This is a genomic window from Xenorhabdus thailandensis, assembly GCF_037996785.1.
GTDB lineage: Bacteria > Pseudomonadota > Gammaproteobacteria > Enterobacterales > Enterobacteriaceae > Xenorhabdus > Xenorhabdus griffiniae.
Genome location: NZ_JBBMXF010000014.1, coordinates 1 through 21,867 on the forward strand (window position 1 = coordinate 1; position 21,867 = coordinate 21,867).

General features: G+C 43.3%; 18 protein-coding genes and 2 pseudogenes. 5 read left to right on the plus strand and 15 right to left on the minus strand.

Annotated elements, in window-relative coordinates; all coding sequences use genetic code 11:
• Nucleotides 1–118: 118 nt before the first annotated feature.
• The 10 genes and pseudogenes from AAC853_RS17905 to AAC853_RS14775 all read right to left on the minus strand — a co-directional run bounded on the left by AAC853_RS17905 (nucleotide 119) and on the right by AAC853_RS14775 (nucleotide 10,729).
• Nucleotides 119–1,113 (minus strand): annotated as a pseudogene (locus AAC853_RS17905) (MFS transporter).
• A gap of 306 nt (nucleotides 1,114–1,419) precedes the next feature.
• A complete protein-coding gene (locus tag AAC853_RS14735; protein ID WP_340614989.1) occupies nucleotides 1,420–1,584 on the minus strand; it encodes a hypothetical protein in 165 nt (54 codons plus the stop codon).
• Nucleotides 1,581–1,994, minus strand: a complete 414-nt coding sequence (locus AAC853_RS14740; RefSeq protein WP_340614990.1) for a flavoprotein — start codon at nucleotides 1,992–1,994, stop codon at nucleotides 1,581–1,583. The genes AAC853_RS14735 and AAC853_RS14740 overlap by 4 nt, the downstream gene beginning before the upstream one ends.
• Before the next feature lie 34 nt (nucleotides 1,995–2,028).
• Nucleotides 2,029–2,874, minus strand: coding sequence for a metallophosphoesterase family protein (locus tag AAC853_RS14745; RefSeq protein WP_338883356.1), 846 nt, complete (start codon nucleotides 2,872–2,874; stop codon nucleotides 2,029–2,031).
• Nucleotides 2,875–2,915: 41 nt separating this feature from the next.
• Complete coding sequence (locus tag AAC853_RS14750; RefSeq protein WP_338883355.1) at nucleotides 2,916–3,380, minus strand: group II truncated hemoglobin; 465 nt, start codon at nucleotides 3,378–3,380, stop codon at nucleotides 2,916–2,918.
• Nucleotides 3,381–3,448: 68 nt separating this feature from the next.
• The gene (locus AAC853_RS14755) at nucleotides 3,449–3,634 is read right to left on the minus strand and encodes a hypothetical protein (RefSeq protein ID WP_340614991.1); all 186 of its coding nucleotides are present in this window, start codon (nucleotides 3,632–3,634) and stop codon (nucleotides 3,449–3,451) included.
• A gap of 136 nt (nucleotides 3,635–3,770) precedes the next feature.
• Complete coding sequence (locus tag AAC853_RS14760) at nucleotides 3,771–4,907, minus strand: acyl-CoA dehydrogenase family protein (RefSeq protein WP_340614992.1); 1,137 nt, start codon at nucleotides 4,905–4,907, stop codon at nucleotides 3,771–3,773.
• Between the two features lie 36 nt (nucleotides 4,908–4,943).
• Nucleotides 4,944–5,672, minus strand: a complete 729-nt coding sequence (locus AAC853_RS14765) for a thioesterase II family protein (RefSeq protein WP_338883353.1) — start codon at nucleotides 5,670–5,672, stop codon at nucleotides 4,944–4,946.
• Nucleotides 5,662–7,314 carry a GMC family oxidoreductase gene (locus tag AAC853_RS14770; protein WP_340614993.1) on the minus strand — a complete coding sequence of 551 codons (1,653 nt, stop codon included), beginning with the start codon at nucleotides 7,312–7,314 and terminating at the stop codon, nucleotides 5,662–5,664. The genes AAC853_RS14765 and AAC853_RS14770 overlap by 11 nt, the downstream gene beginning before the upstream one ends.
• Nucleotides 7,298–10,729, minus strand: a complete 3,432-nt coding sequence (locus AAC853_RS14775) for a non-ribosomal peptide synthetase (protein ID WP_340614994.1) — start codon at nucleotides 10,727–10,729, stop codon at nucleotides 7,298–7,300. The genes AAC853_RS14770 and AAC853_RS14775 overlap by 17 nt, the downstream gene beginning before the upstream one ends.
• Before the next feature lie 737 nt (nucleotides 10,730–11,466).
• On the opposite strand from AAC853_RS14775, the gene trxA reads away from it, so the two are divergent.
• A complete protein-coding gene (gene trxA, locus AAC853_RS14780; RefSeq protein ID WP_338883350.1) occupies nucleotides 11,467–11,787 on the plus strand; it encodes a thioredoxin in 321 nt (106 codons plus the stop codon).
• 230 nt (nucleotides 11,788–12,017) lie between these two features.
• Here the strand turns inward: trxA and AAC853_RS14785 are convergent, their stop codons facing one another.
• Nucleotides 12,018–13,205, minus strand: coding sequence for a Cmx/CmrA family chloramphenicol efflux MFS transporter (locus tag AAC853_RS14785; RefSeq protein WP_338883349.1), 1,188 nt, complete (start codon nucleotides 13,203–13,205; stop codon nucleotides 12,018–12,020).
• A gap of 509 nt (nucleotides 13,206–13,714) precedes the next feature.
• Nucleotides 13,715–14,212, minus strand: coding sequence for a DUF2938 domain-containing protein (locus tag AAC853_RS14790; RefSeq protein WP_338883348.1), 498 nt, complete (start codon nucleotides 14,210–14,212; stop codon nucleotides 13,715–13,717).
• Nucleotides 14,213–14,347: 135 nt separating this feature from the next.
• Between AAC853_RS14790 and AAC853_RS14795 the strand changes: the two genes are divergently transcribed.
• The 3 genes and pseudogenes from AAC853_RS14795 (at nucleotide 14,348) to ascB (ending at nucleotide 17,851) form a co-directional block, all read left to right on the plus strand.
• On the plus strand, nucleotides 14,348–14,989 hold the full coding sequence (locus tag AAC853_RS14795; protein ID WP_338883347.1) for an ArsR/SmtB family transcription factor: 642 nt from the start codon (nucleotides 14,348–14,350) through the stop codon (nucleotides 14,987–14,989).
• 40 nt (nucleotides 14,990–15,029) lie between these two features.
• Nucleotides 15,030–16,366: pseudogene (locus AAC853_RS14800) on the plus strand (PTS transporter subunit EIIC); the annotation flags it as partial.
• Between the two features lie 84 nt (nucleotides 16,367–16,450).
• Nucleotides 16,451–17,851 (plus strand): 6-phospho-beta-glucosidase, encoded by a 1,401-nt coding sequence (ascB, locus tag AAC853_RS14805; RefSeq protein ID WP_340614995.1) that lies wholly within the window; start codon nucleotides 16,451–16,453, stop codon nucleotides 17,849–17,851.
• Nucleotides 17,852–17,919: 68 nt separating this feature from the next.
• On the opposite strand, the gene mog is transcribed toward ascB, so the two are convergent.
• Both mog and tal read right to left on the minus strand, forming a co-directional pair.
• Entirely contained in the window at nucleotides 17,920–18,495 is a 576-nt protein-coding gene (mog, locus tag AAC853_RS14810; RefSeq protein WP_273558054.1) for a molybdopterin adenylyltransferase, read from the minus strand.
• Between the two features lie 123 nt (nucleotides 18,496–18,618).
• Nucleotides 18,619–19,572: a transaldolase gene (gene tal, locus AAC853_RS14815; protein ID WP_340614996.1), complete on the minus strand. Its 954-nt coding sequence runs from the start codon at nucleotides 19,570–19,572 to the stop codon at nucleotides 18,619–18,621.
• A 170-nt stretch (nucleotides 19,573–19,742) separates the two neighbouring features.
• Between tal and yaaA the strand changes: the two genes are divergently transcribed.
• Nucleotides 19,743–20,519, plus strand: a complete 777-nt coding sequence (gene yaaA, locus AAC853_RS14820; RefSeq protein ID WP_340614997.1) for a peroxide stress protein YaaA — start codon at nucleotides 19,743–19,745, stop codon at nucleotides 20,517–20,519.
• Between the two features lie 55 nt (nucleotides 20,520–20,574).
• Here the strand turns inward: yaaA and thrC are convergent, their stop codons facing one another.
• A complete protein-coding gene (gene thrC / locus AAC853_RS14825; RefSeq protein ID WP_340614998.1) occupies nucleotides 20,575–21,867 on the minus strand; it encodes a threonine synthase in 1,293 nt (430 codons plus the stop codon).

The window sequence follows — 21,867 nt, forward strand, 5'->3', positions numbered from 1 at the left end:
TGAAATGCCACTAAACCTGACTTCTGGTGGATAGCTTTTCACCATAACAAAAGGGGTGACGCCAATCACACCGACAGTCAGACCAGTGAGGGAATAAGCACTAAATAGTTTGAGCGGTTCATGGCTGATATTGTGGTAGAAAAACCATGTTGTGGCAGCCAATAGGATGCAACCTATAATCAGCACGATACCGGCTCCCCAGCTTATCGCATAAGTATCCGGTAGAGATACAGCCAATCGCCAATGAGATAATCGCCAGACTGTTTGCTTTCAACGTCAGTGATTGTTCAAGATTAAATACTGTCTGCATATCGGTTGGCGTCATCAAGATGACAACAACAATGCCAGCAGAAAGGAGCCATGTAAGCAGCATGGAAATAGAGATGGCGCGCTTGTAATTAAAAACGACAGTTTTTAGTGGCAGCTCTTCTGCCAATGCTTTGCGTTCCTGCATTTCCTTGAAGACAGGGGTTTCATGCAGCCAGCGGCGCAGATACATAGCGCATAAACCGAAAATACCGCCTAAGAAAAATGGCAGACGCCATGCCCAATCCAGGACTTCTTGTCTGGAATAAATCGAAGTAATAATGGTTGCGACAGAGAACCAAATAAAATCCCCAAACTCAATCCTGCCGTTAAAACACCACAGGCAAATCCGATGCGTTTATGGGGAACATGTTCTGCCACAAAAACCCAGGCTCCGGGTACTTCTCCACCAATTGCGGCTCCCTGCATAATCCGCATCAGTAGCAGCAGGATAGGGGCAGCCATGCCTATGGCGTCATAGGTGGGTAACATGCCGATAGCCAGTGTTGGTACAGCCATTAACAATATGCTGAGTGAAAACATTTTTTTACGCCCAATGAGATCACCAAAATGGGCCATGATGATCCCACCTAAAGGCCGAACCAGATAACCCGCCGCAAAAATACCGAATGTCTGTAGTTGTCTGAGCCATTCAGGTATATCTGCAGGGAAAAAGAGTTCCCCAAGTGCAACAGCAAAAAAGATAAAGATAATAAAGTCGTAAAATTCCAGAGCGCCACCTAAAGCCGCTAAGGACAGTGTTTTATAATCTTGTTTATTTAATGGACGATTGTAGTGTTCTGACATAAGTTACCGATTTATAGTTATAAAATGGGTTCTGAGGTATTTATTTTCAATGTTCTGACCAGACTCAAAATAGATGAAAATAAAACTTATGCTATATTAAAAGGTATTTATTCTACAAATTTTAAAAAGAATCCATTGTGGTAATATGTCGCTTAGATTTGAACAGAGGAAGAATCTACAGCTACATATTCAGGAGAAATGTGAAATAGAAGAGTACCCAACCCACATGTTATACCACTTTCATGTCGAATATTTTTTGTCAATTAAGGGGCGAAATACTCTTCCATAACGCGATGAATTCAGAACTTACTTTGGCAGATGTTGTTTCAATAATGAAATAACGGTTTCAATATCCGGCAATGAAGGATGCCCAACTATTCGTTGTAGTGAAACATCAAAATTTTCGTGCCAAACGGGTTCAATAACGTAATAGCCATCATCACGTAATTGCGTAATATTGCGGCGTGTCACTTTTTTTCCCACATCACGTGTCCCATGACAGGAAAAAAAAGCACAGGAAATGTGGAGGCCAGAATAACCGTGGTTAATCGATTGGTTGCGCCACCACAAGCAACGGTTGCAAGTGTATTAGCGGTTGCAGGTAGGACTGCCAGAATGTCATGATCCGCGACAATACGTGAAGGTTTGTCTGTTGGCCAATCGTGTGGCATCTCTCCACTAATGACCCGATCGGCATAGAGTGCTACGGTTGAGGCGGGTAAAAAGGTGGTGGCATTGTTTGTCATCAATACTGTTAATGTACAGTCAATTGTCGCCTTAATTGCTGAAAGATATTGGGGGAGGAGAGTGATATCCACTGATCCGGTTGCCCCAATTAAGATCCGAGGTTTTATCTGTGGAATTATTTCATCATTTTTCATCGGTAAATTAGCCTCTTGTTCTAAAAATAAATGATTAGCTATATGCGTTAGCGTGTTCCAGTAATCCGTCTAGTTGTACTAAGTAAGAACCCTTATTACGACGCTCTTGCCATTCCCGCGGATATCCCAAAGAGACTTCCAAATGAGCAACATCTTGAATATATTCGAGATTGGGAATGTGTAAGTGTCCATATACCACCATACGAACCCCTTTTTTTGATGCCCATCGGTGAGTTTTTTCACTGCCACACCAAATAGAAAATTCGCTATTGCGTAAGGACTCGAGCGGCTTACGGATGATGGGGAAATGGCTTATTAGTACGATATTTTCGCCATCTGGAATGGCATTCAAGCGTTTTTGGGTATATTGGATACGTTCCTGACACCAATCGATAATATTTCTATGAGGATAGGTTTTCAGGAAGAACTCATCAGAGCTAATGACACCACAACGACGAGCGCGCTCGATGGCCTGTTCCGCTGTATAGTCACAGGTATTTCTAAATGAATAATCGTATAGGGTAAAAATAGGGGCAATGATCACCGTTGCCCCATTCCCCATGCGGTAATGACGAAACTCATCTTCAGGGGTGAGTACGTTATGTTGTCGGCAGATATTGACCAAATGTTCATAACGCAGTACGCCAGGTAACTTTAATTGATCTTTTGGTGTGCACCAAAGTTCATGATTTCCTGGTGTCCAGACGACTTGAGCAAACCGTTGTGAAAGCATACTGATGACCCAGGTAAAATCTGACTCCTGTTCTGCAACATCGCCTGCCAACAGTAGCCAATCGTCCGGTGTTGATGGTCTAAATGATTCAACGATAGCCCTATTTGTTGCGTGAGACACATGTAAGTCACTGACGGCCAACAGCATAAACTCACCTCTCTAACTTTACCTGTAAGTTTCTTTAAAAATTAGGGCGTTCCTGGAGGCGCTTCTCCCCATCCCCACTTGGGTACAGTTTCGCGACGTGAAGGGGTAGCATTGGGTTGAGAATTGGCCTCAGCTCTGCGTGAACCCCATTCGATATAACTTGCAAATGCTGAACGAAATTCAGGATCAGAAGGTAAACCGATTTCATCAGCAGATTCCATCAACAGTTCTACCCATCTTTTTCTTTGTTCGGATTGAATGCTTCTGCCTCTGTGGCGGCTTAGCATGACTTTGAAGCCGCCACGATCTTTGGTATAGCGATCTTCTCCGCCGAGCACTTCTTCCAACCACATGGCGACATGGCCTGGATGATCGGATTTCATGTTTTTGAACAGCGGAGCAAGCAGTTCATCTTTTTCGACCTTGGCATAAAAGGTGTCCATGAGTTTCATAAGCACCTCACGGCCACCCATCCATTCAAATAAGGTCGGTGTTTCATTTGCCATAACATAACCTCTCGTATGAATATATTAATGATGTTGCGACTCAGGTAATGACTACTTTTTGATACCTATTACCCTGACTCCAAAGACGCAATGGCCTTGACCTTATCCAACCGCCCCTTTGGTATGAGATTGTCACCGAATGAATAAGAATCTGAATAATTAACCATTGATATGATGGGTTGAACACCACGATAGGCAATAAAAGAAACTTCTGGATCTATCTTAAAGAAGCAGGTTGCATCGTCCACAGCCATATCCCAGTTTCCGGTCTTTGCCCAGATTAAGAATGATCGAGTTCCATTGACTAACATTGACTGATCGAATGAGACACGATTTGCTGTTCATTTGATTCATACCAACATATCCTATCCAACCGTGAATTATTGTGTTTTAAAGTCCAATTGATTTACTGATGATTTCTTGCAGCACTTCACTGGTTCCACCGTAAATAGTCTGGGCGCGGCTATTCAGCCAATTCTTGCCAGCAATGGAATCCCGCATGTAACCTAAGCCGCCGTGCAATTGTAGGCAACGATCTGCTACTTTCATTTGCAGTTCGGTCGTCCACCATTTGATGCGAGCCGCATCGACTAAACTGAAAAGCCCCTGATTAAAAAGATCAACGGCATTATCCAGGTAGATTCGGGCAATTTTTACTTCGGTATCTAATTGCGCAAGAACAAAACGGTTGTATTGAAAAGAGCCGATCGGTTGATTGAAGGCTGTTCTTTCTTTCACATATTCCAGTGTGCTCTGCAATATATGTTCTGCACTGGCAACCGCCACGGTTGAGATGCTGAGGCGTTCGCGGGGCATAGCCGACATAAAGTAATAGTTACCGAGGTTTTCACGGCCAATCAGGTTGGTGACAGGAACTTTACAGTCATGGAAAAAAAGTTCAGCCGTGTCGCTGCCATGCCAGCCAATTTTCTTTAATGGCTCTCCTCTGGTGAATCCGGGCATATCCCGTTCTATTGCCAGTAAACTGATACCCTGGCCTTGTTGCCCCTCGTCTGTTTTTACCGCTACCACGATCAGATCCGCATTGATGCCATTGGTGATGTAAGCTTTGCCGCCATTCACCAGATAGTTATTGCCTTGACGTTTAGCCACGGTTTTAATGTCTGCTGTATTGGAACCCCCACTCGGCTCCGTCATGGCAATGGCGGCAACCCGTTTTCCGCTACACAATTCTGGTAGCCATCTTTTTTTCTGCTCCTGATTACCGAGAGCAAAAATGTAGCTGGCAACAATATCGTTATGAGCAACGATCCCTGGTACAGTCACACCTGCTTTGATAAGTTCCTCTGTCAGAATGACCGCGAACCGATAATCGTTTTTTCCCAATCCCCCAAACTCAGGGCTGACACTCATACCTAATAACCCTGACTGGCCTAATTTCTCCCAAAAGGTGCGCTCAACCAGCCCATTCTCTTCCCATCTTTGATGCTCAGGGACGATTTCACGCTCCAGGAATTCACGACAGGATTTCCGGTAATTATCAAAATTATTAATCTCAATACGCATATTCACTCCAGGTTCTTTGGCGGCCCATTGTTTTATTTAAATGGTTTTATTCAGCAAGATTTGTTTAATAACATCCCAGTGGCGGTACACAGCAAAGTGATCCCCTTCAATATGGGTGAGTGAAATATCGTTAGCGGTGTAATTTTTCCAGGCTTCCATGTCTGCTAAAGTGACATAACTGTCATGAGTGGCGGAAACCAGCACCAGTGGATAGTTCACTTGTATATTGCCAAGCCGGGGAAATTGGCTGCGTATCAGGTAATCATTGCGCAATTGCCGGATGATGGGTTTTATCAGCGCAGGTTCGTTTAAAATTGCTTCGGGTGTCCCTTGATCCGCTCTGGTTTTCTGAATCAATTGCTCATCTGTCCATTCATGCCGTTCATCTTTGGGTTGACGATGAGGGGGGACAGAGCTGGATACCACGCTAAATAAAGGGGAAGTGCCATAGTTTTTCATTAACGCCTGACCCACCGCGATACTCAGCACGCCACCAAAGCTATGACCAAAGGTGATCCACTCCGTAATACCTTGCACTTGTTTCTGCTGGAAATCGGCCCAGATATCTGATGCCAGTCGTTCAATTAGGGCGTCGAGATCGTGAATTTCAGGCTCTTTAGCTAGATAACCACGACCTGGGATCGCAACGGGTTGTAAGGTTGCAAATTGGGTGGTCATGAGATCATTTAGCCAGGGGCGATAAATCGCTGTTGTTGCTCCTGCATGGGGAAAGGCATAAATCACCCGTCTGCGATTAGTTGCCATTTGTCCTCCGCTCGCTGGTGGTTTCTCTCTCTATTAAAAAACTGACAATGCGTTCAGCAGTCATAATGGTTGTCAGATTTGTTGGCATAGAGGGAATGGTGGGGAATAGAGAAGCGTCAGCAACTGTCACGCCCGTAATGCCGTGGACTCGGCCATCTTCTTGCGTGGCGCTATCAGGATCATCATGGGTGCCCATTCTGAGCGTTCCAGATGCATGCCAGCCTGGATTAACCAGGTTTTTGATTGCACTGTTCATGATTTCATCGTTATGAATCATGGAGTCTGACCAAAATTGGATGCCATCAAGGAAAACATCCACTTCTGGGTGGCGTAAAACTTGCCAAATCTTACGTACTCCCCCGACAAGGCGTGCGATATCTGATGGGGAGTGAGTCAATGGCAGATCAATTTGGGGTAATACCGTGGGCGTAGCGGAATTGATGAAAACTCGTCCTTGGATCTCTGGGCGCATTAACATGACGGAAGCACCAACCAGCATTGGATAAGTCACGCGATCTCTGAACCCCGGTACGGTGTCACTGGCAACATTGTTCAGCAAGCCAATCTGTACATCAACTTTTGCGTCATAACCGCTTCTAATACGGGCAGCAATTTGCCGCCACGGCAAGCCCGTAGTACAAACACCGGCTTTAGGCAGTGCCCAGAGTACCACGGAAGCATGGTCAGTTAGATTTTTGCCAACGGCGGGCACTTGCGCAACAACAGGGATATCTAATTTGTTCAGATGTACTGGATCACCGACACCTGAGCGTTGTAATAAAGTTGCTGAACCAATTGCGCCAGCGCAGAGAACAATTTGTTTGGCCTGATAAACCTGCTCTTCTCCCGCCTGAATAATTTTTACTCCTGAAGCGACAGTACCGTTGAAAATGATCTGCGTGACCAAGGTATCTGTCAGCACATGCAAATTTTCTCTATTCAGGATCGGTTCAAGGTATGAACGATACACATCGACTCTTTCGGCGCCGTTAACGACATTGGCGGGAACAGGGCCGACAGCGGGATCTTCACCGATATTGAGATCATCGACGTAAGGTACACCAAACTGTTCGCAGGCATGGGCAAAAGCCATATCAAGAGGGTGGATCTCGTTATTTGCTGGTCTGCGCAGACACATCGGTCCTTGTGAGCCGTGGTTATCATCACCGAGATAGTCAGTGTCATTCTCCAAATGCTTAAACCACGGCAGAACCTGCTGCCAAGACCAATTAGGGCAACCCATTTGAGTCCATTGATCGAAATCGCTTGGAAATCCTCGTAGGGCAATGGCACCGTTAATGGCGGAAGAACCCCCAAGGACTTTCCCCACGCGATAATTGAACGGCTTGCGCTCCTTGTGCTTACGAGTTTGTTGTTTGTTATCTGGTCTATGAGCAGGAAAAGCAATGAGAGCGGCGAACCGATCATCATCATTGCGCACATTGGCTTCGTAATCCCAGTTATACCCTTCCAGCACCAACCTTGACGCATCCCTGAGTGGGCTAGCAGGGTTGTGTACATCAGATCCGTGGCCTGCTTCGATCAGCAGTACGGATTTTGTGCTATTTTCAGACAGGCGAGAGGCTGCCACGCATCCTGCTGAACCACCGCCTACCACGATATAATCATATGTTTTGGTCATGCTCATTCACCGTTTGGGATTGGATGATTGTTTCGATGATGCGAGAGAAAGACTGAATATTAGAGTTCATGAACAACCCTTCGATAATGTCCTGTTCGCCAACTGGCGTAATATTAAATTCCTGTCGCAGAGCACTCAGTAAACCGACGGCATGGAGTGAATCACCGCCAATATCAAAAAAACCATCGGTGACATCAAAATCGTCATGCTGAAGCTGTGCTTGCCAGAGTTTCAGGATCTTCGCTTCTATCTCATTCGCCGGTGCAACTGGAGCATCAGCGTGTTCTTCGCTATCAGACCAGGGAACAGGCAGCGCTTTACGGTCAATTTTTCCATTACTGGTTAATGGCATATGGGGCAATAAAATGTAATAACTGGGCACCATATAAGAGGGCAACGTTTTGCGGGCAATTTCCCTCAATTGATCCTGAAAATGAGTCGGCTCATCCAACGTTTCTGGTGTTTCAGGCACAACATAGGAGACGATATGTCGTTGCCCGGTTTTGGCATGAACGGGGGCATCAATGACGACATGGCTGGCATTGTCGTGGGTTAAAAGACAGGCTTCAATTTCACCTAATTCAATGCGATAGCCATTGATTTTTACCTGATTATCTTCACGCCCTAAAATCTCTATCAAACCATCGGCAATATATCGTCCCAAGTCCCCTGTTCTGTACAGTCTTTCGCCTGTGGTGGGATGAGTAATAAAGCGTAGGGCTGTTTTTTCTGCGTCTCCCAAATAACCTTGAGTTACGCCGATTCCGCCAATATAGAGTTCTCCGGTTACCCATTTGGGGCAGGGAAGAAGCCAGTTATTCAAAACATGGAAAGTTTGATTTGCTAACGGCTTGCCATAAGGAATGCTTTTCCAGTTTTTATCAATTTTCTCAATGGGATAATGTATCGACCAGATAGAGCCTTCAGTCGCTCCACCGAGACTGATGATCGCAGTATTTGGCAAACTTTCCCGAATACGCTCAGGGAGATCGACAGGTATCCAGTCTCCGCTCATGAGAATTAGCCTTAATTGGGTTGCAGACAGTGCGGAACTATTTCTGTCTACCAATACTTTCACGGGAGCGGGAACACTGTTCCAGATCGTAATTTGGTGTTTGATTAGCATGTCTAGCCAGATTTTTGGATCATTGGCTGTTTCTGGCATGGAAAAAATAACTTTTCCTCCTGCCCCTAATAGTCCGAAATAGTCATAGACGGACAAATCAAACCCAGCAGGTGCGACAGACAACACAACATCTTTTTCTGTTACCTGAAATTTATGATTAATATCAAGCACGGTATTGGCCGCATTACGGTGGGAAGCCATCACCCCTTTCGGCTCCCCAGTTGAGCCGGAAGTAAAGATGACATAGGCCAGATCATCTAATCCTTGCATTGAAGGCATGGCAGACCAATGTGCCGTAGCTATTTGCTCTGTATCCATTGCCTGATGCATAGAACACTCATCCAGATTGATGCGAAGTAAATCCGTAAATTCATCATGTGCAAAAACCGTGCTGTCAGTGACAATCCCTTTGGCTGAACAGCGGTTGAGTAAACTCATGCGGCGTTCCGCAGGTAGTTGGGGATCAATGGCGACATAGGCAGCACCTGACATAAGAACACCCAGTAAGCCAATGACTAACTCAGGACTTTGTGGCAGGGAAACAGCGACAATATCATTGGGATGAATGGGGACAGCAGTTCGTAGTTGTTGTGCTATCGCATAGGCTCTGTTAGCCATTTCTGCATAAGTAACTTGTTTTTCGCCTTGTATAAGAGCAATGGCATTGGGAAATTTGCCAGCGGCTTGCAAAACCATTTCATGTAGCAGTTTGATATCAAGCTCGGTATCTGTTGCATTGGCTTTTGTTCTTTCCAGTAAATCTGAGGCAGGTAATTTCACCAATGATACGTTTTGATCCCAGATTGAATCGTCTTCTGCACAAGTCGTTATCAGTGCCATATAGGCATCTAACATGGTTTCCACCATGCCATCAGGGAATAGCTCATTAACTGTATTCCAGTTAATTTGTACATGCTCATCAACACGAACAATTTGGTTCTCTAACCAGATTTGTGGAGTTTGATTGCTGCTATAAACCTGGGTCGCTTCCGTCCAGCCAATATCTGCCACAACGTTATCCAAATTGGCTGTCAGGGTGTTGCTAAATACGACGGGGGCGGTTGCAGCCCGATTGCCATGACTGCGGCGGGTCAGTTCTCTTAGAACTTGAACACCATTGTAGGAACAGTGCCAGCGGTTCAGCATCAAATTAGTCTGGATCTGTACCAAACGATCATTGAGGCTTTCTTCTCCTGTACCTCCAATTCCCAGTAACATGGGTTGCAGGAAATTACCGACTACATTTTCAATACCATCAAAGTAGGGGCGGCGACCAAATTGCGTAACTGTCAGTGTAAAAGTTTGACGTTTCGACCACTGGCGAAGCACTTCTGTGTACATGCCGAGAAGTACAGTTTCTAACGTTAACTTACGTAATTCTGCTTTTTTTCTAAGCGCTAATAATGTTTCAGAAGAAATTGTTCGGCTGTAACGTTTGAATACAGGCGGAGAAATTATCTCTGGCGCATTTTTTAACGGTAACTCAGGCGGTTGAGGTAAATGCTCTAGCTGATGTTCCCAATAAGTTTTATCGCGTAATCCTTGGGGTTGTCCCTGTAGATAACGTTCTAATTTGATATAATTGGGGAAATTTAGATTGTCAGGTAGAATAGGTAGTTTATGGCCTTGATAAACTTGCCACCAGTCACGTAATACCAAACGGACACTATGAATATCGACAAACATCAAGTCGAAGTAAATATGCAGACGGGTAATATCATTATTTAATATTGTTGCCCGTATATCGAATGTAGGTGCTTTATCGACAGGTAATAATTGAGTTTCCATTTCCTGACGAAGTTTTGCCAGCCTATTGTCTTTTTCTGACTCTGACCACTTTCTACCATCCTGAATAGGAATGACGTAATTTAATGGTGCGGGTAAAATTCGCTGTTGCCCATCTAAAGATAAAGTTGCCCTTAACATAGGGTGATATTCAATGATTTTGTTTAATGCGTTATTTAATGAATTTATATCTAATGAATGAATATTTAATTCAATATATAGGCAACTGGTTAATCCTCCTAGTTCTAGTCCAGGATTACGCCCAATTAAATAGGCATATTGAATATCTGTTAGTGGGGAGTTTTCTGACTCAATCGTATCTTCTTGCGGAGTTACAGGAATAATATCATTTATTAATGGTAATCTGTTTTTGAGTATCCCATTAACCTGCTCTTTTAATTTTGATAGCTCTACTTCTAAAATTGTATTTTCTGGTTTATATAATTCAGGGAGATTAGCGGTTTCTAATCCGGATTCTTGTAATGCCTGGAGAAAATTTTGCATGCATTATCCCTTGTATTTGATTAATAGGTTAATTTATGTTTTTGAGGTTATTTTTTATCTTTGAAATAAAATAGTGCTGGAATATGGTTGAAATTATCAATAAATAATCTTTTTACAGTTCACTAATTTATTTTGGTGAAAATAAATATCATTTACTATCAGATTAATATATTGACCTGCATGTTTAAGATAAAAGCAGTGCATATTTAGACGCCTCATTAATCTTAGTAATGTGTTTAAGTTCTATTTGTTGGTTTTCTTTCGTGCAAAAATAACATGTTTATAACTAAATGTAATATCAAATAATAATGTTTTATTAACAATTCTTGTTGTCGATGTAGGTAAATTAATAACATTTTGAAATTATGTTATTGCATTATTTTTAAGTTTCTTAATGGTCATTTTATGAAATTATTGTATTTATGATTGGCAAATTCCCCATCGTTTTTCTCTCTGGTTAAATTTATTCATTAGAATTTATATAATTAATTTTTTGATTATTATATTTATCCAATATTGATTGGATAAATTTTTTGTGATTTATTTTAAGGGTTTTAATAACTGATTGTTATTAATTGATAGCTTATGTCTATCTTGCTGATAGGAAACAATTCGTAAATTGATTTAACTATAATGTTCAATATAATAATTGAATTAAGGGTGTGGGGTATTTTGCCCCCACATTTCATTTATAAGCTACATTTTAGTAACTTAAAAGTTTTTACTGAGGATCCAATATGAGTACATTAATTGAATTAACCGAAGATAATTTTGATAGTGTGGTCAGTACTAAAGGGATTTGTGTTGTTAGATTTTGGGCGCCATGGTGTGGTCCATGTCGGGCGGTAGCACCAACGTTTAATCAGTTATCAATCGATATGAAAGATAGTGCCACTTTTGGGGAAATCAATATTGATGATGCCCAAAATATCGCTATGAAATATGGTATTCGTAGTATACCAACGACATTAGTCTATAAAGATGGACAACCTGTAGATTCTCTTGTTGGGGTTGCTTCATTATCACAATTTAAGAATATGGTTTCTCAAAATTTATAGTTCAGGTCAAATTAAACTTGAGGGTTTGAAGAGCCTGCCTTACCTAACCGTCTAAACCAATATCATCATTTGTTTTTAATTAGCAAAAAACGTCGTAAAGCCCCGCTTTCAGGGCGGGGATATAAGGCGAAAAGCCCGAAGGGCTTTAAAGATCACTCTGGCGTTTCCTGTTGCCCACAGAACACCTTTGCAGTAATCGCGATCGACAATATCATCAGGGAATGAGTTAATTAAACCGAATATTTCTTATTATGAAAATAGGCATCAAGTAAAATTGGAATAATAGCTACTGTTGCTAATAGCGCTCCAATCCAACCCACAGAAGGTAACCCATAACCTGCCTTTATAGCTAATCCACCCAATAAGGGAGCTAATGTAATCCCAAATTGAAAAGCTGATACATTGGTTGCCCCGGCTAGTGTTGGCGCATCTGCTGCGATTGTGTAAACCCTATTCATCACAGCAGGGTTAACAACAAAGCCAAACATCCCAAGTAGAAATACCAAACAAATTGCCGCTATCAAATTTTCTGCCCAAACAGCCAATGCGAGAGAAATAACAATTACGCCAAGTGTTCCAATAACCAGAGTCTTGAATGGATATTTATCGGCTGTCCTCCCACCAATAGTTAACCCGATAAAAGCGCCAATACCAAAAAGGGAGAGCACTGCGGGTAACCAAGCAACAGCTAATTGACTCGTATCAATAAGCAATGCGCCTAAGTAGCCAAATGTCGCCATGTAAGCTGCTGTTGTGAATATGGTAGTGCCATACGCAATCCACAATTTGGGTTTAGCCATGACTCTTAGTTCAGTATGTAATGTAAGTTCCTGTCCCTTGCTTTGTATGTCAGGCAGCATGAACCACAAAGCAAATGCTGTAATTGAAGTTGCTACTGCAACAGCCCAAAAACCTGCACGCCAACCAGCTATATCACTGATCATGGTTCCCAGTGGCCCTCCGACAACCATTGCTAAACTTAGTCCACTCACCACAATGGATAATGCCCTAGCGGTACGATCCTGAGCCACTAAATTAACGGCTGTCGTTGCAGCAACGGCCCAAAACCCAGCGTAAGCTACACCACTTACAATGCGGGCAATCAACAATGACCAATAGTCTGGCACAAGCATTCCAATGGCAGTAGCCGCAACAAATAATGCTTGACTGATTAACAACGTTGCGCGTTTTGGCCAGCGCAGGGTTGCCACAGCCAACGGTGGTGCTCCCAACAAAACACCAATGGCAAAGGCTGAAATCAACATACCTGCGGAGGGTAAAGAAACCTGCAAGTCTTCGGCAATCTTCGGTAACACGCCTGAAATTAAAAATTCAGCGCTTCCCATTGCAAACAAACTTAAACCAAGGAGATAGACTGCTATAGGGATCTTTGATTGAGTGACATTTGAGATAGACATAGTGAACTCCAGAGTTGTTGACTAAAGGTAGAGTACAGTATTGTTATTCAATTAAACAATTTATTGTTTGTGTTTTAAGCTCAATTTATCAAAAATAAGCGCTTAAAAATAACAGTGAAAAAATAAATTTGGCCGATGAGTTTTGGCTCATCCACCTTGGGTCATCAAATTAATTCATTGGGGAAATATCTATAGGGATATTTTGGCGTCTGACTGGTTTAAATCTATCCAATATTTCTATACGCATTAAACTTCAAGTTGCAATTTACAACACGATATGAAACCTGATTTCTCCCCGCAAAGCGGGGAGAAATCACACGCATCTTGAAATTAGATTGGTATATGCGTAAGCAGTCTAAAACTTACGATAAATTCCATTCCGGCTGAAACAGCAAAAATGATGGATAAGATCCAAATTGGATAACAATAAGAAAAAGAGGTGAAAGTAAAAATGTATATTCCGTCGATAAAAATAATACAAATTTATCGACGGTTACTTAAAAATAAAATCAAGAAAATAATGTTAATAATAACGCAGATAAATATAGACCAATACCATAAATAGTATGTGTTATCAGGCTTCTTAATCTGGCTGTGTTGGGAGCCGGTGTTTTAGATGCAGCCATCCCCAGTCCCATTCCAGGTTGCATAATGAAGAAAGGGGCAACTACAGTAACGATACCGATAATTAAAGCTGGCAGAAAAGTTGGGTTTTTTGCCCAATCTAAACCATAAATGAGTAACAAAAGGCCGGCAAAAATGATGCCAATCAAATAGTGAGCAAACCAACCAATTCCGGTTTCACCTTTCACCGGTTCAGCCTGTAGAATGCTAGTATGGGTTAATTTACCTTTGGGAATATGCCCAATCCAGCGTCCTACCATGCTATAGTTCAGTGAGGGAATGCCGAAACACCGTTTTATGAAAACCGCCCAAAGATCCATAACAACCGTTGCACCAGCGCCAATCAGTACAGAATAAACAATAAACTCCAATCCTTCATTCATCTGTTGCGATCCTCCGAATTGTGGCTATCTATTAATGGTCAATCAATCAGCAAGTACTCGAAATGGCATAGAAACTCTGATACCATTACATTCAATTAATGCATTGAGTGTAATAATGGTGGAAGCGTAAAGTCAATGTTTGATAAACAACTTATTGTCGAGATTGCGGAAATTGCTAAGGTACTAGGAAATCTTCATCGGTTGGCACTACTTGAATGTTTGGTTAACACTGAACATTCCGTGGAAAAGCTATCAGAGCTTTCCGGTTTGTCAATTGCTAATACTTCCCAGCATCTCCAGCAGCTCAAACGTGCAGGGTTACTTCAGTCCCGTAAATCAGGCAAGCATGTGTTTTATCGTCAGAGCGAAGGGCCCATTATGGAGGTTATTTCCGTACTCCAGCGATATGCCGAATTTAACCGCGAAGAAATGCGCAGATTGATTGATGATTCAAACAATCAGGAAATAATTTCATGGGATGAGTTGTTGGACAGAATTAAGGAAAACAGCACGATATTACTGGATGTCAGACCCGAAGAAGAGTTTGAACAAGGCCATTTACCCAATGCCATTAATATTCCTGTTAATGAGTTGGAGAACAGACTGGATGAATTGGCTACTCATCAGAAATTGATCGCTTATTGCCGTGGCCCTTATTGCGTGCTTTCTGCCAATGCCCTCGCATTGCTGCGTGCTAAGGGAATTCAAGCCCGTCGGTTTAAAAAAGGTTTTTCGGGTTGGAAAGAGGCCGGAATGGGGATCAAAACAAAATCTTGATTTTTTAAGCACAGGCAGTGCAGAAAATGAGGGAAATGGCATGAAATACCAGATACTGGCCCATGAAATCATTGTGGGTGTTGGTGGTAAAGCAAATATTGCCAGTCTCGTTCATTGTGCGACTCGGTTGCGTTTTAAACTATGGGATCGTTCACTCGCCGATATCAATAAACTAAAAGCCCATCCCGATATCATTACGGTTGTCGAAAGTGGTGGGCAATTTCAGGTTGTGATTGGTAATCAAGTCAAAGAGGTATATCAGGTTATCCAACAAGTGTTGGCATCTTCTGATGAAACACCTTCAATGCCAAATCCAACTGGCAAGCGCGATAACTTATTTAACCATTTTATCGATATTATTTCGGGTATCTTTACCCCATTTTTAGGGGTAATGGCAGCTTCCGGGATCTTAAAAGGCTTGCTTGCCGTTACCATTGCATTTCATTGGCTAACACCTGACAGCGGTACTTATCGTATCTGGTATGCTGCCAGTATACCGCAGGCAAAAAGTTTGGGGGCAATCCATTTATTACAATGGGAATTGGCGGAGCCTTGGTACATCCCATAATTATCTCTGCTTTCGAGGCATCTATAGTTGCTGGCAGCACAACTGAATACTTTATGGGTATCCCACTCTCATTTTTGAATTATAGCTCTTCTGTGATCCCCATTATTTTTGCCTCCTGGATAAGCTGTAAAATAGAGAAAAAATTGGATTCACGCCTGCCCGCCGCCATTAAAACCTTCATTACTCCCCTTGTCTGCCTGATGTTGGTTGTTCCACTCGTCTTTATTGTCATTGGGCCAGTAGCGATATGGCTAAGCCATTCATTGGCTTATGGTTATCAGGCAGTGTATGAGTTTGCCCCGGCTCTGGCAGGGGCGATTATGGGGGCAATCTGGCAAGTTTGTGTCATTTTTGGGCTGCATTGGGGATTAGTACCAATCATGTTCAACAACTTAACGGTTTTGGGGCATGATACGTTAACTCCCTTGTTGTTACCGGCCGTAATAGGGCAAACGGGGGCTGCATTAGGCGTTTTCTTGCGTACCCGCGATGCTAAATTAAAAATGTTGTCTGGCTCTGCTGTTACCGCTGGTATCTTTGGTATCACTGAGCCTGCGGTTTATGGGGTTACCCTGCCTTACCGTTGGCCGTTTATCTTTGGCTGTATTGCTGGTGCGATTGGTGGCTCTGTGGTTGGTTATTACCAAAGTGCTGTCTATTCAATAGGACTAAACAATATTTTTACTTTTACTCAAATGATCCCGCCATCAGGAGTCGATAATACCGTATGGGGCGCAATGATTGGCACATTGCTGGCGTTTATTATCGCGACCATTTTGACGTGGTTATTTGGCCTGCCTGCTGTTACCAATTCACCTACAGAAAACAATACCGATAAAAAACCAATCTGAATTCCTACATCAGCCTTAAATATCCATGAGGGGAGGGTTTGCATGAAACAGTTTCCAACGTATTTTTTATGGGGAGGCGCGATTGCTGCCAATCAAGTTGAAGGTGCTTATTTGACGGATGGAAAAGGTTTTTCCACTTCAGATGTTTTGCCACAAGGGATTACTGGCCCCGTTGTTGAACGTGATCCTGCGGATGAAACTCGATATCTCAAGGATATTGCTATCGATTTCTATCACCGTTACCCCGAAGATATCGCCCTGTTTGCAGAAATGGGATTTAAATGCTTACGTACCTCGATTGCCTGGAGCCGGGTTTTTCCTCATGGGGATGAAAAGCAACCCAATGAAGCGGGCCTGGCATTTTATGACCGACTATTCGACGAAATGGCCAAATATGGCATCCAACCTTTGATCACATTATCTCACTATGAAATGCCGTGGACGCTAGTCAAAAAATATGGCGGGTGGGGAGATCGCAGATTGATCGCCTTTTTTGAACACTATGCGCGCACGGTATTTAATCGCTACCAGAGTAAAGTGAAGTTATGGCTGACATTTAATGAAATCAATATGTCGCTGCATGAACCGCTGACAGGTGTTGGATTATCGAGAAACAGTACTCAATCAGAGATCTATCAAGCTATTCACCATCAATTGGTTGCCAGCGCCAGGGCAGTGAAATTGTGCCGAGAGATCATTCCTGATGCCCAGATTGGTAATATGTTGCTGGGTGGTTTGATGTATCCATTAACCTGTAAACCCGAAGATGTATTGGCAACGCTTCAGAAAAATCAAAAGTGGTTGTTTTTTGGCGATGTCCAAAGCCGTGGGAATTATCCTGGCTATATGTTGCGTTATTTTCGCGAGAATGGCATTGAACTTACAATTACAGAGCAAGATAAGCATGATCTGAAAAATACGGTCGATTTTATTTCATTCAGTTATTACATGAGCGGCTGTATGACCGCAGATGAAGCGGAATACCAGAAACAGCAGGATAATATTCTGCATATGGTGACTAATCCTTATTTGCCTAGTTCAGAATGGGGTTGGCAGATAGATTCCCTTGGGTTACGCACGATATTGAATTTGCTATGGGATCGCTATCAGAAACCTTTGTTTATCGTTGAGAATGGCTTGGGTGCGAAAGATACACCGGAAGCGGATAGCAGTATTCGGGATGATTATCGTATTCAATACCTTAGCGATCATCTTATCCAGGTCAGAGAAGCGATTGAAGATGGTGTGGATATTATGGGATATACCAGTTGGGGGCCGATTGATTTGGTCAGTGCTTCAAAAGGTGAGATAAGCAAACGTTATGGTTATATCTATGTTGACCAGAATGAACAAGGAACCGGTTCATTGGCGCGACGTCGTAAGAAGAGTTTTTATTGGTATAAGCGGGTGATTGAAACCAATGGCAGTAGTTTGGGTGAGTAATTCTATTTTTTTATCCATAAGGTTCTGAGCCTGTTCAGAACCTTTATGGTATTCAATGAATTGGACTTTTAACGACGTGCACTTTTCGGCCTGAACGCGGCGACAACGCTTTCAGCCGTTTCCACATAAGGGCCATCCAGCAATTGGATGCAATAGGGAACACTGGCAAAAATTCCCGCTACCAACACCTTGCCATTTTCGTCTTTTAATCCTTCCAGTGTTTCTGCGATGGCTTTCGGTTGTCCGGGAAGGTTGAGAATCAGCGCTTGATTGCGGATCACGCCGACTTGTCGGGATAGGATGGCGGTTGGCACAAATTGGAGGCTGATTTGACGCATCTGTTCCCCAAATCCTGGCATTTCACGATCCGCAATTGCCAACGTTGCATCTGGTGTGACATCACGACGCGCAGGTCCTGTTCCCCCCGTGGTGAGTACCAAATGGCAGCCCAGTTCATCGACCAATTCACACAATGTTTGTTCAATCAGGATTTGCTCATCAGGAATAAGGCGGGTTTCTACGCTAAAAGGTGTGGTAATCGCTTTTTTCAGCCATGTTTCCAGTGCGGGCAGCCCTTTATCCTGATAAACACCGTTTGAAGCACGATCGGAAACAGACACGAGGCCAATGCGCAATACATTCATACAAACCTCAATTAATTATAATAATAGGAAAAATAATAAAATTTGTGGGTGGTAACGTGAAATAAACAAAAGGCGACCTATTTTGTCGCCTTTGTGCAAGAAAAAATAGCGTATCGCTTGAAATTACAGCAAGTCAGCGATCATGCTTTCAAGTTTGCCTTGGTCTACTGCAAACTTACGGATACCTTCTGCCAGTTTTTCCGTTGCCATTGCATCCTGGTGGTGGTTCCAGTAGAACTCAGCTTCAGTCATTGGTGCTGGGCGCTCTTTGATTTCGCCTTCATAACCCAATTTACGTTCAACTTCACCCGCTGTTTCTGACAGCTCTTTCAGCAGTGCTGGAGAGATTGTCAGGCGATCACAGCCTGCCAGTTCCAGAATTTCACCCGCGTTACGGAAACTTGCACCCATAACAACCGTGTTGTAACCGTGTTCTTTGTAGTACTGATAAATTTCAGTAACGGAAATCACGCCTGGATCTTCATGCGGTGCGAATTCTTTCTGGTCACTATTTGCTTTATACCAGTCAAGGATACGGCCAACAAATGGAGAGATCAGGTAGACCCCCGCTTCTGCACAAGCACGTGCCTGGGCAAAGGAGAACAACAGAGTCAGGTTACAGTTGATGCCTTCTTTTTCCAGTTGTTCCGCAGCACGGATACCTTGCCAGGTAGAAGCCAGTTTGATCAGAATGCGATCGTTGCTGATACCTGCTTCGTTGTACAGCTTGATCAGACGTTTTGCTTTCGCTACGCTTGCTTCGGTGTCATAAGACAGGCGTGCATCAACTTCAGTGGAGATACGGCCAGGGATCAGTTTCAGAATTTCCAGACCAATGTTGACAGCCAATTTATCGCTGGCATCAATAACTTGTTGTTCACGGGAATCGCTTTGACCACGCGCCCATTCAACAGCTTCATCGATCAGTTGGCGATATTCTGGAATTTGTGCTGCATTCAAAATCAGGGAAGGGTTGGTGGTCGCATCTTGCGGCTGATACAGTTTCATCGCCGCGATATCCCCGGTATCTGCTACTACTGTTGTCAGTTTACGCAGGGAAGTCAGTTTATCGGTCATGTTTAATATCTCATCGTTATACGTAAAATTTTTGGCAACATTGCCTCGCCATCTGGTGATAATAACATGGTCAGGCGCGGCTGTAAGGTAGGAAAATTCTCTTGCTAAGATTCTCCTCTTTTTGTCTTTTTTGCTAAAGTGAGAGAAGTCTGGATTATTAGGAAAAAATAATGCTTATTACCATTTCACCGGCAAAAACACTTGATTATGAAAGCCCTCTTGCAACCCAAAAATATAGTCAACCACTGCTATTGGCGGAAGCCCAACAATTGATTGAGATTTGCCGGACTTTAACGCCTGCGCAAATCGGCAGTTTGATGAGTATTAGTGATAAGTTGGCAGGATTGAATGCTGCTCGTTTTGGTGAATGGCAGCCCCATTTCACGCCAGACAATGCCCGCCAGGCGATTTTGGCATTTAAAGGTGATGTTTATACCGGTATGCAGGCTGAAACTTTTTCTGCTGACGATTTTGATTTTGCCCAAACACATTTAAGAATTCTATCTGGCCTGTATGGCGTTTTGCGTCCTCTCGATTTGATGCAGCCTTATCGTTTGGAAATGGGCATTAAGTTAGAAAATCCACGTGGTAAGGATCTGTATCAGTTTTGGGGCGACCGCATTACTGAAAATTTAAATGCGGCTCTGGAACAGCAAGGTGATGAGATTCTGGTCAATCTGGCATCAGATGAGTATTTTAAATCAGTAAATAGCAAAAAGCTGGCAGCCAGAGTTATCAAACCTGTTTTTCTGGATGAAAAAAATGGAAAATACAAGGTCATTAGTTTCTATGCTAAAAAAGCCCGTGGCCTGATGAGCCGTTTTATTATTCAGAACCAACTGACCGATCCAGCACAGCTGGTGGCGTTCAATCTGGAAGGATACGCTTTTGATGAATCTCTTTCTAAAGGAGATGAGTTGGTATTTAAGCGTTCTGAGCAACATTAATTTTCAATACCTGATATCACTCCACCTATAAATAGGCGGAGTGATAAATGCCATGTTATTTCGATGTTTTTTCCATCAAAAATTCACGCAATGTTGAGAAATCAGCGGGCATAAAGTGGGATAACAAGTCCAGATCTGCGCGCTCAGATAATGCTTGTGGCAAGGGCAATGGTTGGCCGAGAGTGGCCTCGACGCTTTCCTTAAATTTGGCTGGATGAGCAGTGCCCAGGAACAAGCCATATTCCCCTTCTTGTAATTGATCTCGCAAAACACGATAAGCGATGGCAGCATGTGGTTCGGAAATATAGCCTTTTGCCGCCAGTTCGCGCATGGTGCTTTGAGTGGTTGAGTCATCCACAACCCCGTTTGCCAGTTCACTCAGTGCCCAGCCTTTGCGTTTGAACAATTCTTCAATACGTGGCCAGTTATTGGGCTGGCTGACATCCATGGCATTGGATAGCGTCGGAATGGTCTGATGTGGCTGCCACTTACCTGCCGCTAAATAACGAGGAACGGTATCATTGACGTTGGTTGCCGCGATAAAACGTTTTACCGGTAGTCCTAATGATTTTGCTAGCAGCCCGGCGGTTAAATTACCAAAATTTCCGCTTGGGACGGAAATGACCAATTGCTCACGTTTTTCTGCGGGGATCTGCGCAACGGCTTCAAAGTAATAACAGATTTGTGCCAGTAGGCGGCTGATATTAATTGAGTTAGCTGAGTTGAGATGTAAAGCCTGTTTCAGTTCTTCGTCATCAAAAGCCTGTTTGACCAATGCCTGGCAAGCATCGAAATCCCCCTTGATAGCAACTGTATGAATATTGCCACCCAGAGTACAAAAGAGTTTTTCCTGCAATGGGCTGATCTTGCCTTCGGGATAAAGGATCACCACCTGTACGTTATGCAAGCCATAGAAAGCATGGGCCACTGCGGCGCCGGTATCACCGGATGTTGCAGTTAAAATCGTGACGGGCTGCTCTCCTGCAATTTGAGCAAGAATTTGTGCCATAAAACGGCCACCAAAGTCTTTGAACGCCAGTGTCGGGCCGTGATAAAGCTCCAGTGAAGCGATATCATCTTCGACAGTTGCTACAGGGGCAGGGAAGGCAAACGCGTTTTTTACGCGGGCTGCCAATTGTTCTGTGGGAATTTCATCGCCAATAAAAGCAGAGAGAATGCGTTGGCTGCGGCTGACAAAATCCAATTTCAATAAATCGTCAATTTCATTACGGCTGAATTCTGGCAAATCCTGCGGAAAAAAGAGGCCCTGCTGTTTACCTAATCCTTGTTTTACCGCCTGTGAAAAACTGACCTGCTCACCGTTATCTTTTAAGTTATATAATTTCAT

What these genes read in the sequence shown, in the direction of transcription:
- AAC853_RS14785 (WP_338883349.1), bottom strand. Translation starts at nt 13,205, where the DNA reads ATGTCTATCTCAAATGTCACTCAATCAAAGATCCCTATAGCAGTCTAT.
- AAC853_RS14775 (WP_340614994.1), bottom strand. Translation starts at nt 10,729, where the DNA reads ATGCAAAATTTTCTCCAGGCATTACAAGAATCCGGATTAGAAACCGCT.
- AAC853_RS14790 (WP_338883348.1), bottom strand. Translation starts at nt 14,212, where the DNA reads ATGAATGAAGGATTGGAGTTTATTGTTTATTCTGTACTGATTGGCGCT.
- AAC853_RS14765 (WP_338883353.1), bottom strand. Translation starts at nt 5,672, where the DNA reads ATGGCAACTAATCGCAGACGGGTGATTTATGCCTTTCCCCATGCAGGA.
- mog (WP_273558054.1), bottom strand. Translation starts at nt 18,495, where the DNA reads ATGAATGTATTGCGCATTGGCCTCGTGTCTGTTTCCGATCGTGCTTCA.
- AAC853_RS14740 (WP_340614990.1), bottom strand. Translation starts at nt 1,994, where the DNA reads ATGAAAAATGATGAAATAATTCCACAGATAAAACCTCGGATCTTAATT.
- trxA (WP_338883350.1), top strand. Translation starts at nt 11,467, where the DNA reads ATGAGTACATTAATTGAATTAACCGAAGATAATTTTGATAGTGTGGTC.
- ascB (WP_340614995.1), top strand. Translation starts at nt 16,451, where the DNA reads ATGAAACAGTTTCCAACGTATTTTTTATGGGGAGGCGCGATTGCTGCC.
- AAC853_RS14745 (WP_338883356.1), bottom strand. Translation starts at nt 2,874, where the DNA reads ATGCTGTTGGCCGTCAGTGACTTACATGTGTCTCACGCAACAAATAGG.
- AAC853_RS14760 (WP_340614992.1), bottom strand. Translation starts at nt 4,907, where the DNA reads ATGCGTATTGAGATTAATAATTTTGATAATTACCGGAAATCCTGTCGT.
- thrC (WP_340614998.1), bottom strand. Translation starts at nt 21,867, where the DNA reads ATGAAATTATATAACTTAAAAGATAACGGTGAGCAGGTCAGTTTTTCA.
- yaaA (WP_340614997.1), top strand. Translation starts at nt 19,743, where the DNA reads ATGCTTATTACCATTTCACCGGCAAAAACACTTGATTATGAAAGCCCT.
- AAC853_RS14755 (WP_340614991.1), bottom strand. Translation starts at nt 3,634, where the DNA reads ATGGCTGTGGACGATGCAACCTGCTTCTTTAAGATAGATCCAGAAGTT.
- AAC853_RS14795 (WP_338883347.1), top strand. Translation starts at nt 14,348, where the DNA reads ATGTTTGATAAACAACTTATTGTCGAGATTGCGGAAATTGCTAAGGTA.
- AAC853_RS14770 (WP_340614993.1), bottom strand. Translation starts at nt 7,314, where the DNA reads ATGACCAAAACATATGATTATATCGTGGTAGGCGGTGGTTCAGCAGGA.
- AAC853_RS14750 (WP_338883355.1), bottom strand. Translation starts at nt 3,380, where the DNA reads ATGGCAAATGAAACACCGACCTTATTTGAATGGATGGGTGGCCGTGAG.
- tal (WP_340614996.1), bottom strand. Translation starts at nt 19,572, where the DNA reads ATGACCGATAAACTGACTTCCCTGCGTAAACTGACAACAGTAGTAGCA.